We start from the raw sequence: 15396 nt of genomic DNA, 5'->3' as shown, positions 1-15396 counted from the left end.
GCGATACGTTGGACGGTACGCATGGATGCGATCACGCGACCCTTTCCCGCCATCGGCGGGGAGGGGTTCGCTTTTGTGTGGTTTTTGCGATTCAGGATGCCTGGCCGGATGGATTGCGGCGGGTGTCTGGAACGATCTGCAGTGAATTCGCTGACTATTCTTGATTCCAGGGATCCATCAGAACATGCGTAAAAGCGTCATTCTTGCGGCAGCGTTTGCCGTGCTTTCCCTTGCCAACGGCGAAGCCCTCGCGGCCGAAACCACCGGTGAAACCAGCGAGCGTTGCCGCGATGGCGACGTCGTCTGTCTCGACACGGTGCAGGTCACCGCGACCAAGCGCCCGGAGTCCACGCTGGATGTGCCGGCGGCGATCACCACGATCGGCGGTGCGCGCCTGCGCGAAATCGCGCCGCAGACGCCGATGGATGCGCTGCATGGCGAAGTCGGTACGTTTGTGCAACAGACCACGCCCGGGCAGGGCGTGGTGATCGTGCGTGGCCTCAAGGGTTCGGAAGTGCTGCACCTCGTGGACGGCTTCCGTCTCAACAACTCGATTTTCCGCAACGCGCCGAACCAGTACATCGCCCTGGTCGACGGCCAGAGCCTCGATCGCATCGAAGTGGTGCGCGGCCCGTCCAGCACGCTCTACGGTGGCGACGCGATGGGCGGCGTGGTGCAGATGCTCACCCCCGAATTGAATTTCGAAGGCGATGCGTGGCAGTGGGACGGACGGCTGCGCGCGATCGCCGCGAGCGCCGACGATTCGCTGATCGGTCGCGCCGAGGTGAAGGGCGGCCGTGCGGGCATGGCGTTCTCGCTGGGCCTGACCTCGCAGGAAGTGAACGACATGCGCAGCGGCGACGGCAAGACCCGGCCGTTCACCGGATTCACCCAGCGCAGCGCCGATTTCAAGTGGCAGGCCGACATCGCGCCGGGCCATGAATTGATGTTGAGCCTGCAGTATTCCGAACAGCCGCGCACGCCGCGTCACGACGCACTGGTGCCGGGGTTCGGCCAGACCGCGCCGGACAATGCGGTGTTCTTCTTCAAACCGCAGCAGCGCCGGTTCGCGCAGCTGCGCTGGCGCATCGACAACCCCAATGCGCTGTTCGACAACGGCGAACTGCATCTGGGCCGGCAGAAGATGGTCGACGACCGGCTCACCCGCGCCACCGGCACGCCGAATCTCGAAACCGAACTCAACCGCGACACCACCACCGGCGTATCCGGGCAGTTCGGCAAGGACATCGGCAGCGCGCACCACCTGAGCTACGGTTTCGAGTACTACCGCGACGAGGTGGATTCGTCGAAGACCCGCGTCAACATCAATACCGGCGCCTTCAGCGAGCGCGCACCGCGTTTTCCCGACGGTTCGCGGATGGACGGCTGGGCGGTCTATGCCGGCGACGACTGGCGTCACGGCCGCTTCGATCTGAACTACGGCGCGCGCTACAGCCGTTTCGATATTTCGATTCCGGCCCTCGGCACCACCCCCGGCGTTTCGCTGACCCCGGACGATTTCACCGGCAACGTCGGCATGGCGTTCGAGCTGTCGGACGATGTGCGCCTGGTCGCCAATCTCGGACGCGGTTTCCGCGCGCCGAACATCTTCGATCTCGGCGTCTTCGGGCCGCGCCCGGGCAACCGCTACAGCGCGCCGAATCCGGATCTCGAACCCGAGTACGTCACCAGCTTCGACGCCGGCGTGAAGTTCGGCACCGAAACCTTCAGCGGCGAACTGATCGCGTTCCGCTCGCAGTATCGCGACAAGATCACCAGCGTGCTCACCGGCAATGTCGTCGACGGCGCGCTGGAAGTGCAGAACCGCAATGTCGCGCGGCAGGAGCTGTGGGGCATCGAGGCCGGCGCGCGCTATCGCATGCCGTCGCCCGATCTGGAGCTCTACGCCACCGCCACCCATACGCGCGGCGACGAGGACACCGACACCGGCACGATGCCGGCCGATCGCATCCCGCCGCTGTTCGGCAAACTCGGCGCGCGCTGGCAGGTGCGCGACACGCTGGGTCTGGAAGCCTATGCGTTCTACGCCTCGGGACAGACCCGCCTCAGCGAGCGCGACCTCATCGATCCGCGCATCAATCCCGCCGGCACCGCCGGCTGGGCGACCTTGAATGCACGCGTCTCGTGGCGGGTCAGCTCCGCGTTCGAGCTGTCGCTGCGCGCCGAGAATCTCGCCGACAGGCATTACCGCGAACATGGCTCCGGTCTCGACGAACCGGGACGCAACTTCATCGTCACCGTCGACTACCGCTTCTGAAACCCTTTGAATCCCTTTCGATCATGTCCAAGAGATCCGCATCGATGAAGTTCCATTCGCTCCTGTCCGTTTCGATCCTCGCCTGCGCTGCCTTCGCCGGCATGGCGGCATCGCCATCGCTGCTGGCTGCGGAAAATCCGCAGGAAGAGGCGCAGACGATGGACGAACCTTTGCGCCGCGACGACAGTTTCAAGCTGCCCGCAGGGCAGGCGATCCAGGTCGACAATGCCTATGGCAGCGTCTACCTGCGCTTCGGCGGCTATGAAGACCAGCTCGATATCCGCTCGACCGTGCAGCAGCCCGACGGCGCCGCAACGATCGTCTTCACGCCCGCGGCGCGCGAGGGTCGTTTCGAAGTCGCCCCGAAGCTGCCGGATGGCATAGCGCTCGCCCAGGGCCAGCGCATCGATCTGGTGCTGTACGTTCCCAAGGATCATCCGCTCACCGTGCGCACTGGTTTTGGCTCGATCGAGAGCCGTGGCCTCAAGAGCGACATCGATCTGGGCACCGACACCGGCGATATCGCGGTGCGCGGTACCGAGGGCACCGTGCAGGCGCGGACCGGCGAAGGCAAGATCGAGGTCTCGCTGAGCGACAGCAGCGCCCGCCCCGGCTCGGTGCAGCGCATGACCAGCCGGACCGGCAACGTCGCCATCATCGTCAGCGACAAGATCGATGTGGAAGCGACCTTGTCGACCTCGAACCAGTTCGCGACCGATTACTCGCTGACGATCGTGCACCACGATGGCAAGGAGCCGAACAAGGTCGCGACCGCCGTGATCGGCAAGCCCAAATCCGGCAAGGACAGGGCGCAGGTCGTATTGGAAAGTCTGGTGGGCGAAGTGCGCGTGATACGCAAGGGCGTATTCGTCGATCCCGAATAAGCGTCGTCCGATTCCATGCGACGGTGCAGGACGACCGCCGCCGGAACGAGACGCCGCATGTTGTCGTGTCTGCTTCAAAAAAGTGTTCGCCAGGTAAAGATCCACCCACACCGGGCGATTCCGTAAAACCACATTCATGTGTTGAGGATTCAGCAATGAAACGAACGACATTCAAAGGCGCTCTGAAAGCGGCGGCGATCATGCTGCTGCTGCCGTGCGCCGTCATGGCCGCACCGCCCACGGGCGGCAAGGCGACCAATCCCGGCCGTCCGCAGATCGGACAGCCCGTCACCCCGCAAAGCATCAACGTCGACCTTCGCAACCTGCCGAAGGCAGCGCCGTGGAGCCCGGGCATGGGCATCCGCGAAGCGCATCGCCGCCAGTACCGCCCGATCGGCAGCGTGCTGCCGCACGCGCCGGCGAGCAAGGCGACCGCATCGGACCGCCTGCCCGAACTGCAGAAGCTGTGGGACGAGTCGCCGCGCGCGGCCCGTGCCAAGGCTGTTCCCACCAGCCGCGTCAGCATCAACAACCCGAATACCGGCGTGAGCCCCGGCGACCCGGTGGTGGAAGTCGGCGCGAATCACGTGATCTATGCGGTCAACGGCGCTTCGACCACGTTCAAGGTCTACAACAAGGCCGGCACCCTGCTGTCCGGCCCGACCTCGTTCGGTTCGCTGGCGCCCGCAGGTAATTCCTGCACCGCCGATCGTGGCGATCCGCTGGTCCATTACGACCGTCAGGCCGGCCGCTGGTTCATGCTGACCATGGACGATCTGGGCGTCTGCACCTTCGTCTCGAAGACGTCCGACCCGGTGACCGGCGGCTGGTGGTTCTACAGCTACGCCACGCCGACCATGCCGGACTACCCGCATTGCGGCATCTGGAACGACGCCTACGTCTGCGCCACCAACGAAGGCAACGCCCAGGTCACGCTGTACGCGTTCGACCGCGCCAACATGCTCAACGGCGCCACCGCGCGCGCTGCGCAGCGTTTCCAGACGATCAGCAAAATGGCGGGCTACGGCTTCCAGATCCTGACCCCGTCGACCTTCTACGGCACCGCCGCCGCACCGGCCGGTCGCAAGCAGCTCATCGCCCGTCATCGCGACGACGAAGCGCATGACGGCGCAGCCGCCAACGCCACCCAGGACTTCATCGAGCTGTTCGAACTGAACCTCGACTGGAACACCCCGGCGAACAGCAGCATCACCACGCTGCCGCGCGTTGCGATCACCGAGTTCAATAGCTGGTTCACCAACTATTCGACCTTCGCGACCGTGCCGCAGCCGGGTTCGACCTCGAAGCTCGACCCGATCCGCGAAGTGCTGTTGAACCAGCTCGTGTACCGCAACATGGGCACGCACGAAGCGATCGTCGGCACCCTGGCGACGAACCAGAACGCTGCCCGTACCGGCACCGTGGTCGACTCCGGCGTGCGCTGGTTCGAACTGCGCCGCGTCGGCGCCGGCGCCTGGACGCTGCATCAGGAAGGCACCTTCAGCCCGGGCGACACCAGCACCCATCACCTGATGGGCACCGCTGCGATGGACAAGTTCGGCAACATCGCGCTGGGTTACAACGTCACCAAGACCACCGCGACGACCAAGTTCCCGACCCTCGGCTATACCGGCCGCACCGCCGCCGATCCGGCCGGCGTGATGTCGCTGGGCGAAAACGAAGTCGCGGCCGGCGCTGCGGTCGAAACCTCCGGCCGCTGGGGCGACTACTACCAGATGACGGTGGACCCGGTCGACGACTGCACGTTCTGGTTCGTCGGCATGTACCGTCCGGCCGGCAGCTGGCAGACGCGCATCCAGGACTTCAAGTTCCCGGCCTGCGGCGGCGTGACCACCTACACGATCTCCGGCACCATCACCACCTCCGCTGGTGCTGGCATCAACGGCGTCACGGTCAGCAACGGCAGCAACAGCACCACCACCAGCGCCACCGGTGCCTACACCCTGTCGGGCGTGGTCAACGGCACCTACACGCTGACCCCGTCACTGGGCGGCTACACCTTCACGCCGGCGACCCGCAGCGTGACCGTCAGCAGCGCCAACGTCACCGCGCAGGATTTCACCGGCGCAGCGGTGGTCGACACCACGGCACCGAGCACGGTGACCGGTCTGACCGCGACTGCATCTGGTAGCAGCCAGGTCAACCTGAGCTGGGCCGCGGCGACCGACACCGGTGGTTCCGGCCTGGCCGGTTACAAGATCGAGAGCTGCTCGGGCGCGGGTTGTACCGCCTTCGCGCAGATCGCGACCACCACGGCCACCACGTACGCCAACACCGGCCTGACCGCGTCCACGAGCTACAGCTATCGCGTGCGCGCCTACGACGGTGCCGGCAACAACGGCGGCTATTCGGCCACCGCGACGGCCACCACCTCCGCTGCCGGCGGCACCACGCTGACCAAGGGCGTTCCGGTGACCGGTCTGGGTGCGGCCACGGGCGCTTCGCTGAACTACACGATGGTGGTGCCCGCGGGCTCGACCAACCTGACGTTCACGACCTCCGGCGGTACCGGCGACGTCGACATGTACGTGAAGCTCGGCGCCGCGCCGACCGACACCGTGTACGATTGCCGTCCGTTCCTGGGCGGAAATGCCGAGACCTGCACCTTCGCGGCGCCGACGGCCGGAACCTACTACGTCCGTCTGAAAGCCTACGCGACCTTCGCTGGCGTCAGCCTGGTCGGCAACTACACGACGGGTGGCGGCGGCGGTACGACGACCTACAGCAACACCACGCCGTTCGCCATCGCCGACAACGCCACGATCAACAGTCCGATCACGGTGTCCGGTCGTACCGGTAACGCCGGTACTGCGGTGCCGGTCGCGGTGAACATCACGCACACCTACAAGGGCGACCTGAAGGTGGACCTGGTGGCGCCGGACGGCAGCATCTACGTGCTGCACAACCGCACCGGTGGCAGCACCGACAACATCATCCAGACCTTCAGCGTCAATCTGTCGACCGAACCGTTGAACGGCACGTGGAATCTCCGCGTGAACGACAATGCGTCCGGCGACACCGGCACGCTCAACAGCTGGAGCATCACGTTCTGATCCCTGCGATCCGAACCTGATATTGCGACACGAAGCCCCGGCACTGCCGGGGCTTCTTTTTTTGGGCTTCGATACCGCGTTCGCCGCGACCGTTCGCGCATGCCGATGCTGCATGTGCGTCCTGTCGCGCGCGGTCCTTCGACGCGCGGCGCCGCGGTTGCCGCCGACATGTTGAAAATACTGTTCGGGCGAATGTCGTCGTTGCGCGCGCCCGATGCGATAGACGCGGCGGAAAACGTTTTCCGCGATGTTTCGCGCAACGGTCGCGCTGCGCGATGTTCAAGATCATGCACATTCCGCCGAGTGCGCCATGCGATGTGGAATCGGTTTTTTCAGGCGTTTTCCGCATTTCGCAATGCAGCTTGCCCGGCCGGCGAAACTCGCATAGGGTTCGGGCGCGGATCGGGGTTTCGCCATCGTCGCGACACCGAACGGGGGGCAACGCAAACGGCGAACGGGCTCGCATCCGTTCCGTCTGGTTGCCGGATCCGCGTCACATGCGCCGCGTCTTTCGCACGGCGCATCATCCGGAGTTCTCACACGACCCAAAGTCAAGGAGCTATCGTGAACCGTCGAATGTCACTGCTGTCCGCCGCGATCGGCGTCACCCTCATTGCCATCGGTACGCCGATGTCCGCGTTTTCCGCCGACTTCCGCACCGTCCGCAATCCCGTGCCCGACGAATACATCGTCGTGCTCAAGGAACAGTCCGCCAGCCTCGCCACGGAGTCCACGAGCCGCGCACGCGTTCCGTCCGTCGCCAATCAGATCGCCGCGACCCATCGTGCCCAGGTCGTCAGGAGCTTCAGTCATGTACTGCGCGGTTTCGTGGCGAAAGCCGACGATGCCGCGCTCGCGCGCCTGCTCGCCGATCCGCGCGTCGCCTACATCGAAGAGAACGGCGTCATCACGATCGACGCGACCCAGAGCCCCGCGACCTGGGGTCTCGATCGCGTCGACCAGCGCAATCTGCCGTTGAGCAACAGCTACACCTACGACACCACTGCGTCCGGCGTTCACGCTTACATCATCGACACGGGCGTGCTGCTGACCCACACCGAATTCACCGGTCGCATGGGCAACGGCTTCGATGCGGTCACCACCGGCGGCAATGCCAACGACTGCCACGGCCACGGGACCCACGTCGCCGGCACCGTCGGCGGTACGATCTACGGCGTGGCCAAGGGCGTGACCATCCACCCCGTCCGCGTGCTCGGCTGCACCGGCTCGGGCACCAATGCCGGCGTGATCGCCGGTATGGACTGGGTCGCGCAGAATCGCATCCTGCCCGCCGTGGCCAACATGAGCCTGGGCGGCGGTGCCGCGCAGACCGTCGACGATGCGGTCGCGCGCATGACCGCCGCGAACGTCACGGTCGTGGTCGCTGCGGGCAACGACAACGGCAGCGATGCGTGCACCAAGTCGCCCGCGCGCGCGCCATCGGCGATCACCGTCGGTTCGACCACCAACACCGATGCGCGCTCGTCGTTCTCCAACATCGGCACCTGCGTGGATATCTTCGCGCCGGGTTCGTCGATCACCTCGGCGTGGTACACCAGCACCACCGCGACCAACACCATCAGCGGCACGTCGATGGCGTCTCCGCACGTGGCCGGCGGCGCGGCGCTGTATCTGGCGAGCAATCCGGCGGCGACGCCGGCGCAAGTCACGAATGCCTTGAACACATCGGCCACTGCGGGCGTTGTCGGCAATCCCGGTACCGGCTCACCGAACCGCCTGCTCTACACCCTGGGCGGCACCGCACCGGTCGACACCACGCCACCGAGCACGGTCGCTGGCCTGGGTGCCGCCGCATCGGGCAGCGCGCAGATCAACCTGAGCTGGTCGGCCGCCACCGATACCGGCGGATCCGGTCTGGCCGGCTACAAGATCGAGAGCTGTGCGGGCGCGGGCTGCACCAATTTCGCCCAGATCGGCACCACGGCGGCCACCACGTTCGCCAATACCGGCCTTGCCGCGTCGACCAGCTACAGCTATCGCGTGCGTGCCTATGACGGTGCCGGCAACAACGGCGGCTACTCGGCCACCGCATCGGCCACGACGACTGCGGGCGGCGGTGGTGGCACCACGCTGACCAAGGGCGTGCCGGTCACCGGCTTGACCGCGACCACCGGCAACTCGCTGAACTACACGATGGCGGTGCCTGCGGGCTCGACCAACCTGACGTTCACGATGTCCGGCGGCACCGGCGATGCCGACATGTACGTGAAGTTCGGCGCTGCGCCGACCGACACGGTGTACGACTGCCGTCCGTACCTCGGCGGCAATGCCGAGACCTGCACCTTCGCGGCGCCGTCCGCCGGTACGTACCATGTGCGCGTGAAGGCCTACTCGACGTTCTCGGGCGTGAGCCTGGTCGGCAATTACACGACCGGCGGCGGTGGCGGTGGGCAGACGTACACCAACACCACGGACTACGCGATCAGCGACAACACCACGGTGAACAGCCCGATCACGGTGTCCGGCCGTACCGGCAACGGTCTGGCCAGCACGCCGGTGGCGGTGAGCATCGTGCACACCTACATCGGCGATCTGGTGGTGAGTCTCATCGCGCCGGATGGTTCGGCGTATGTGCTGCACAACCGTTCGGGCGGCAGCGCGGACAACATCAACACGACCTACAACGTGAATCTTTCCAGCGAAGCGTTGAACGGCACGTGGAACCTGCGCGTGCAGGATGCGGCCGGCGGCGACGTGGGTTACATCAACAGTTGGAGCGTGACGTTCTGATGCGCTGACGCGACCCCTCCCCGCTGTTGGCGGGGAGGGGTTCGCTTTTTTTCAGGCGAGCGGCATATCGCCTGCAAGACAGGTTCGATCCGGGCGCTTCCATCGGCGACGAGTTCCTTCTGATGGAATGGCTTGAATGGAATGGCTTGAGATGTTGGTGCGTTGTGCCGGCGTCCGCAGCACGCATCGACCACACGCGCGGCCAGGCGTGTGCGCCACCGCGCGCGATATCCCTGCGTGCTGCAATGCAATAACAGCGGGCCGCCATGGACTGCGTTTCCAATCTGTGATGGAACGTGGTTTTGCGCGCTTGCAACGTCATGGTCCGCTGATAGGGTAACGGTGCCGCGCCGCCCTCCCGGCAGGGTGGCGGCCCGACGTCGTAACGGCAGGCGCGTTTCGCGGTTTCTCCCATGCGGTGGAGTTGCGATCAGCGTCCTGCGGTTCGTTCCGGCGCAGGCCAAGGCAGGGAAGCGTCGGCAACACGCGCGACCGGAAGGCATGCAACCCGCAGGGTTCGCGTCGTCGTATCGATCCCGCCGCAGCCGCTTCCCGTGGATCCCCCGAATGCCGGCCCATGTTTCGACCCGCTTCGCCCGGCTCGCGCAATCGCATCATCGCTTTGCGCACGGACGAGGCGACTCACCCATACAGGAGTATGCGACATGAAAGGAATGGGTTACGCCCTGCTGTTGTGCGCCGTGTCCCTCGGCGCGCATGCAGCGCCCACCGCAAGACCCGCGAGTTTCGACTACGCGATCCAACCCCTGTCCAGCGTGGAAGTCAGGCAGATGCCCGCTGTCGACGTCACGCGCCTGATCGTCGAGGACAGGCAGCGCGAAACCAACGGCCTGCCCATGCGCTACGCGCAGCCGATGCGCGTGGACCTCACGCCCGACACGGCCGGCGTCTGGGAAGTCCTGGATGCGGACAACATGGTCTGGCGCCTGCGGATGTCGTCCCCGGGCGCGCTGTCGCTCAATTTCGGTTTCAGCGAGTACCGGATGCCCGCAGGCGGACGCCTGCTGGTCTATCCCGCCGCGCAGACGCCGACCTCCGCTTCCGGCGAAGTGCGCGCCTTTTCCTCGGCCGACAACGAAGCGCATGGCCAGCTGTGGACGCCGGTGATTTCGGGCGACCAGGCGGTGATTGAAGTGATCGTGCCGCGCGCCAGGCAGAGCGAACTGCGCCTGCGTCTTGCCCAGGTCGGCCACGATTACGTCGGCTTCCGGCGGCTCGCGGCCGGCCGGCGCAATGCGATCGGTCCGCTCGGTACCTCCGGCAGCTGCAACGTCGACGTTGTGTGCGCCGAGGGCGATGCCTGGCGCGACCAGATCCGTTCGGTGTCGGCGATCTCCACCGGCGGCAGCATCTTCTGCACCGGCAGCCTGATCAACAACACCGCCAACGATCGGAAGATGTACTTCCTTACCGCGAACCACTGCGGCATCACCGCGTCGACCGCGGCGTCGCTGGTGACGTACTGGAACTACCAGAACTCGTTCTGCCGCGTGGTCGGCAGCGCCGCCAACGGACAGGACGGCGATGGCGTGCTCACCCAGGCGTTGACCGGTGCGTTCTTCCGCGCATCCTCTGCTCCGAGCGATTTCAGCCTGGTCGAACTCGATGACCCGGCACCCGCCGAGTACAACCTGTTCTGGAACGGATGGGATCGCCGCAGCATCGATTTCACCGGTGCGACCGGCATCCATCATCCCAATGCCGGCGAAAAGCGCATCAGCCATTCGACGACCGCGACGCGGACCACCAGCTACGACGGCGCCAACGCCAATCCGACCTCGCCCGGCGACGGCTCGCACATCTTCGCGCGCTGGATTCCGGGCATCGGCGTGACCGAAGGCGGATCGTCGGGATCGCCGCTGTTCAGCCCCGAGAAGCGCGTCATCGGCCAATTGCACGGCGGGCCGTCCTCATGCACGGTCGCGGACACGTCGAAGGCCGACTACTACGGCCGCGTCTCGGTGTCCTGGACGGGCGGCGGCACCAGCAGCACCCGGTTGAGCAACTGGCTGGATGCCGGCGGCACCGGTGCGCAGACGCTGGACGGCATCGGCGGCAGCACGCCGACCTTCAGCATCTCCGGTACCGTCACCACGTCGGCCGGCGCCGGCATCAACGGCGTGACCGTCAGCAACGGCAGCGGCAGCGCCACGACCAACGCCAGCGGCGCCTACACGCTGTCGGGCGTGGTCAACGGCATCTACACGCTGACCCCGTCGCTGGGCGGCTACAGCTTCACGCCGGCCACGCGCAGCGTCACCGTCAGCGGCGCCAACGTCACCGCGCAGAACTTCACCGGCACGGCCGTGGTCGACACCACGCCGCCGAGCACGGTGGGCAGCCTCTCCGCCACCGCGCTGGGCAGCAGCCAGATCAACCTGAACTGGTCGGCGGCCACCGACACCGGCGGTTCCGGTCTGGCGGGTTACAGGATCCATCGCTGCACGGGCGCGAGCTGCACTGCCTTCACGCAGATCGCCACCGTCGCGGCGCCGCCGTACAGCAACACCGGGCTCACCGCGTCCACTGCGTATCGCTATTACGTCCAGGCCTACGACGGCGCCGGCAACGTGGGCGGCTCTTCGCCCATCGCGATCGCGTCCACGTCTTCGGCCGGCGGTACCGTGCTGAGCAATGGCGTGCCGGTGACGGGATTGACGGCGACCGCCGGCAATTCGCTGAACTACACGATGGTGGTGCCTACGGGCGCGAGCAACCTGACCTTCACGATGTCCGGCGGCACCGGCGATGCGGACATGTACGTGAAATGGAATGCCGCGCCGACGGACACGGTCTACGACTGCCGTCCGTACGCATCGGGCAATGCCGAAACCTGCACCTTCGCGACGCCCTCGCCCGGGACCTACCACATCCGTCTGAAGGCCTACTCGACCTTCTCCGGCGTGAGCCTGGTCGGCAATTACACCACCGGCGGTGGCGGCGGCACGACCTACACCAATGCCGTGGACTACACGATCAGCGACAACGCGACGGTGAACAGCCCGATCACGGTCTCCGGCCGCACGGGCAATGCCGGTACCGCCGTTCCCGTGGCGGTGAGCATCGTGCACACCTACATCGGCGATCTGGTGGTGAGTCTCATCGCGCCGGACGGTTCGGCGTATGTGCTGCACAACCGCACGGGCGGCAGCACGGACAACATCAACACGACCTACAACGTGAATCTTTCGAGCGAAGCGTTGAACGGCACCTGGAACCTGCGCGTGCAGGATGCGGCCGGCGGCGACGTGGGCTACATCAACAGTTGGAGCGTGACCTTCTGATTCCGACGGTGTTCTGAGCGACCAGGAGAAGCCCCGGCACCGCCGGGGCTTCTCGTTTCAGTGGGCCCTCGGCAGCGCCATGCCCTGCCTCGGCCCGGGTTCACCGAAGTTTTAACGATTGGGCGTCGGGTTGGCAGTACAGTTAGCGGGCGTTTAGCTTCAAAAACACTTTGCTGTCTACATCCATGGATTGAGGGCGCAACAATGAAATCATCGATATTCACAGGAGCATTGAAAACGGCGGCCCTGTTGCTGCTGTTGCCTTGCGCCGCAATGGCCGCACCGCCTGCCGGTGGCAAGGCCAATACGACCCGTCCGCAGGTCGGACTGCCGGTCACCCCGCAGAGCATGAACACCGATCTGCGCAATCTGCCCAGGGCCAAAGAGTGGGCCCCCGGCATGGCCATCCGCGAGGCGCATCGTCGCCGCTACACGCCGATCGGCACCACGCTGCCGCATGCGCCCGCCGACAAGGCGACCGCTGCGGACCGCCTGCCCGAGCTGCAGAAGCTCTGGGACGAAAGCCCGACCGGCAACCGCGCACGTGCGCGCGTGAAGGCCGCCATCAGCAGCCGCGTCAGCATCAACAATCCGAACACCGGCGTCAGCCCCGGCGACCCGGTGGTCGAAGTCGGCGCCAACCACGTCATCTACGCCGTGAACAGCGGCGGTTCCGGCACCTATTTCAACGTCTACAACAAGGCGGGCGCCCTGGTGGCCGGCCCGATCACCTTCGGTTCGTTGGCCCCGGCCGGCAGCGCGTGCTCCAGCGATTTCGGCGACCCGATCGTGCTCTACGACCGTCAGGCCGGCCGCTGGTTCATGCTGACGCTGGACAGCTCCAACCTCTGCACCTACGTGTCGAAGACCTCCGACCCGGTGACCGGCGGCTGGTGGGCGTACAACTATCCGACGCCGTCGCTGCCCGATTACCCGCACTGCGGCGTGTGGAACGATGCGTACGTTTGCGGCTCCAACGAAGGCGGCGCGCAGATCAGCATGTATGCGTACGATCGCGCGAACATGCTCAATGGCGCCACCGCGCGTCCGGCGCAGCGCTTCGCCAGCATCCCGGAGATGGCGGGTTACGGTTTCCAGATGATCACCCCGGCCACGTTCTACGGCACCAACGCCGCACCGGCGGGCCGCAAGCAGATCATCGCCCGTCACCGCGACGACGAAGCGCATGACGGCGCGGCTGCCAACGGCACCCAGGATTTCCTCGAACTGTTCGAGATGAACATCGACTGGAACACGCCCGCGAACAGCAGCATCACCACGCTGCCGCGCATCGCGATCACCGAGTTCAACAGCTGGTTCCGCAACTATTCGACGTTCGCCACCGTTCCGCAGCCGGGCTCCACCTCGCGCCTCGACCCGATCCGCGAAGTGCTGCTCAACCAGCTCGTCTACCGCAACATGGGCACGCATGAAGTGCTGGCCGGCACGCTGGCCACCAACCAGGATCCGGCCCGCACCGGCACCGTGGTCGACTCGGCGGTACGCTGGTTCGAACTGCGCCGCGTCGGCACCGGCGCCTGGACCCTGTTCCAGGAAGGCACGTTCAGCCCGGGCGACAACCTGACCCATCACCTGATGGGCACGATCGCCATGGACAAGTTCGGCAACATGGCGATGGCCTACAACGTCACCAAGGAATCGACGCCGACCAAGTTCGCCACCCTGGGTTACACCGGCCGCACGGCGTCCGATGCCGCAGGCGTGATGTCGCTGGGCGAGAACGAAATCGCCATCGGCGCCGCCGTCGAAACCTCCGGCCGCTGGGGCGACTACTACCAGATGACGGTGGATCCGGTCGACGACTGCACGTTCTGGTTCGTCGGCATGTACCGTCCGGCCGGCAGCTGGCAGACGCGCATCCAGGACTTCAAGTTCCCGGACTGCAGCGGCGTGATCACGTACACCGTCTCCGGCACGGTCGCCACCGCCGCCGGCGCTGGCATCAGCGGCGTCTCCGTCGGCACCGGCAGCAACAGCACCATCACCGATGCCAGCGGCGCCTACACGCTGTCGGGCGTGGCCAACGGCACCTACACGCTGACCCCGTCGCGCAGTGGCTTCACGTTCTCGCCGGCGAGCCGCAGCGTGACCGTCGCCGATGCCAACGTCACCGGACAGAACTTCACCGGCACGCCGCCGGCCAACGTTCCGCCGGTCGCGAACTTCACGTTCACCACCAGCGCGTTGACCGCCAACTTCACCGACACCTCCACCGACAGCGACGGCACCATCGTGTCGCGCAGCTGGAACTTCGGCGATGGCACCACTTCGACCGCAACCAATCCGAGCAAGACCTACGCGGCTGGCGGCACCTACACGGTGACGCTCACGGTGACCGACAACATCGGCGCCAGCAGCAGCAAGTCGAGCGCGGTGACCGTGGTGGTTCCGAACGTGCCGCCGGTCGCGAACTTCACGTCTTCCGTGAGTGATCTGACGGTGAGCTTCACCGATACCTCCACCGACAGCGACGGCACCATCGCGTCGCGCAGCTGGAACTTCGGCGACGGCACCAACTCGACGGTCGCCAACCCGATCAAGACCTACAGCGTGTCCGGTACCTACACCGTTACGCTGACCGTGACCGACAACAGCGGCGCCACCAACGCCAAGTCGGCGACGGTGACGGTCAATGCGGCGGGTACGCAGACCTACATCAACAACACCGATTACCCGATCAACGACAACGCAACCGTCAACAGTCCGATCCGGGTCACCGGCCGCAGCGGCAACGCACCGATCAACACGCCGGTGGCGGTGAATATCGTCCACACCTATATCGGCGACCTGAAGGTGAGCCTGATCGCGCCGGACGGTACCGCTTACGTCCTGCACAACCGCACCGGCAACAGTGCGGACAACATCAACCAGACCTACATCGTGAACCTGTCGACCGAAACGCTGAACGGCAATTGGAGGCTTCGCGTCAACGACAACTCCAATGCCGATACCGGTCGTATCGACAGCTGGAGCATCACGTTCTGAGTTTTCGTCATTGCATTTCGTGATATCGAAAAGGCCCCGGTGCAAGCCGGGGCCTTTTTTCATGCGTCGTATCAACGTTTTGCCGTGGTCCGCGTGCC

Annotated in this window: 6 protein-coding genes; all 6 read left to right on the top strand. The window is 65.7% G+C overall.

What is annotated here, in order from left to right; all coding sequences use genetic code 11:
• The first annotated feature begins 184 nt into the window (after window positions 1-184).
• A complete protein-coding gene (locus HOP03_02265; GenBank protein ID NOT86987.1) occupies window positions 185-2278 on the top strand; it encodes a TonB-dependent receptor in 2094 nt (697 codons plus the stop codon).
• A 44-nt stretch (window positions 2279-2322) separates the two neighbouring features.
• Entirely contained in the window at window positions 2323-3162 is an 840-nt protein-coding gene (locus HOP03_02260; GenBank protein ID NOT86986.1) for a hypothetical protein, read from the top strand.
• Window positions 3163-3317: 155 nt separating this feature from the next.
• A complete protein-coding gene (locus tag HOP03_02255) occupies window positions 3318-6236 on the top strand; it encodes a hypothetical protein (GenBank protein ID NOT86985.1) in 2919 nt (972 codons plus the stop codon).
• Window positions 6237-6800: 564 nt separating this feature from the next.
• Window positions 6801-8987: a S8 family serine peptidase gene (locus tag HOP03_02250; GenBank protein ID NOT86984.1), complete on the top strand. Its 2187-nt coding sequence runs from the start codon at window positions 6801-6803 to the stop codon at window positions 8985-8987.
• 665 nt (window positions 8988-9652) lie between these two features.
• Window positions 9653-12292: a hypothetical protein gene (locus HOP03_02245; protein ID NOT86983.1), complete on the top strand. Its 2640-nt coding sequence runs from the start codon at window positions 9653-9655 to the stop codon at window positions 12290-12292.
• Window positions 12293-12496: 204 nt separating this feature from the next.
• Window positions 12497-15298 (top strand): PKD domain-containing protein, encoded by a 2802-nt coding sequence (locus HOP03_02240; protein ID NOT86982.1) that lies wholly within the window; start codon window positions 12497-12499, stop codon window positions 15296-15298.
• Window positions 15299-15396: the final 98 nt, after the last annotated feature.

This window comes from Lysobacter sp. (assembly GCA_013141175.1).
Lineage (GTDB): Bacteria > Pseudomonadota > Gammaproteobacteria > Xanthomonadales > Xanthomonadaceae > Lysobacter_I.
The sequence above is the reverse complement of the archived record's forward strand: the minus strand, read 5'-3'. Positions and strand labels throughout refer to the sequence as shown.

Coding starts and splice junctions, on each gene's coding strand:
- HOP03_02245 (NOT86983.1), top strand. CDS start 9,653: ATGAAAGGAATGGGTTACGCCCTGCTGTTGTGCGCCGTGTCCCTCGGC.
- HOP03_02260 (NOT86986.1), top strand. CDS start 2,323: ATGAAGTTCCATTCGCTCCTGTCCGTTTCGATCCTCGCCTGCGCTGCC.
- HOP03_02265 (NOT86987.1), top strand. CDS start 185: ATGCGTAAAAGCGTCATTCTTGCGGCAGCGTTTGCCGTGCTTTCCCTT.
- HOP03_02255 (NOT86985.1), top strand. CDS start 3,318: ATGAAACGAACGACATTCAAAGGCGCTCTGAAAGCGGCGGCGATCATG.
- HOP03_02240 (NOT86982.1), top strand. CDS start 12,497: ATGAAATCATCGATATTCACAGGAGCATTGAAAACGGCGGCCCTGTTG.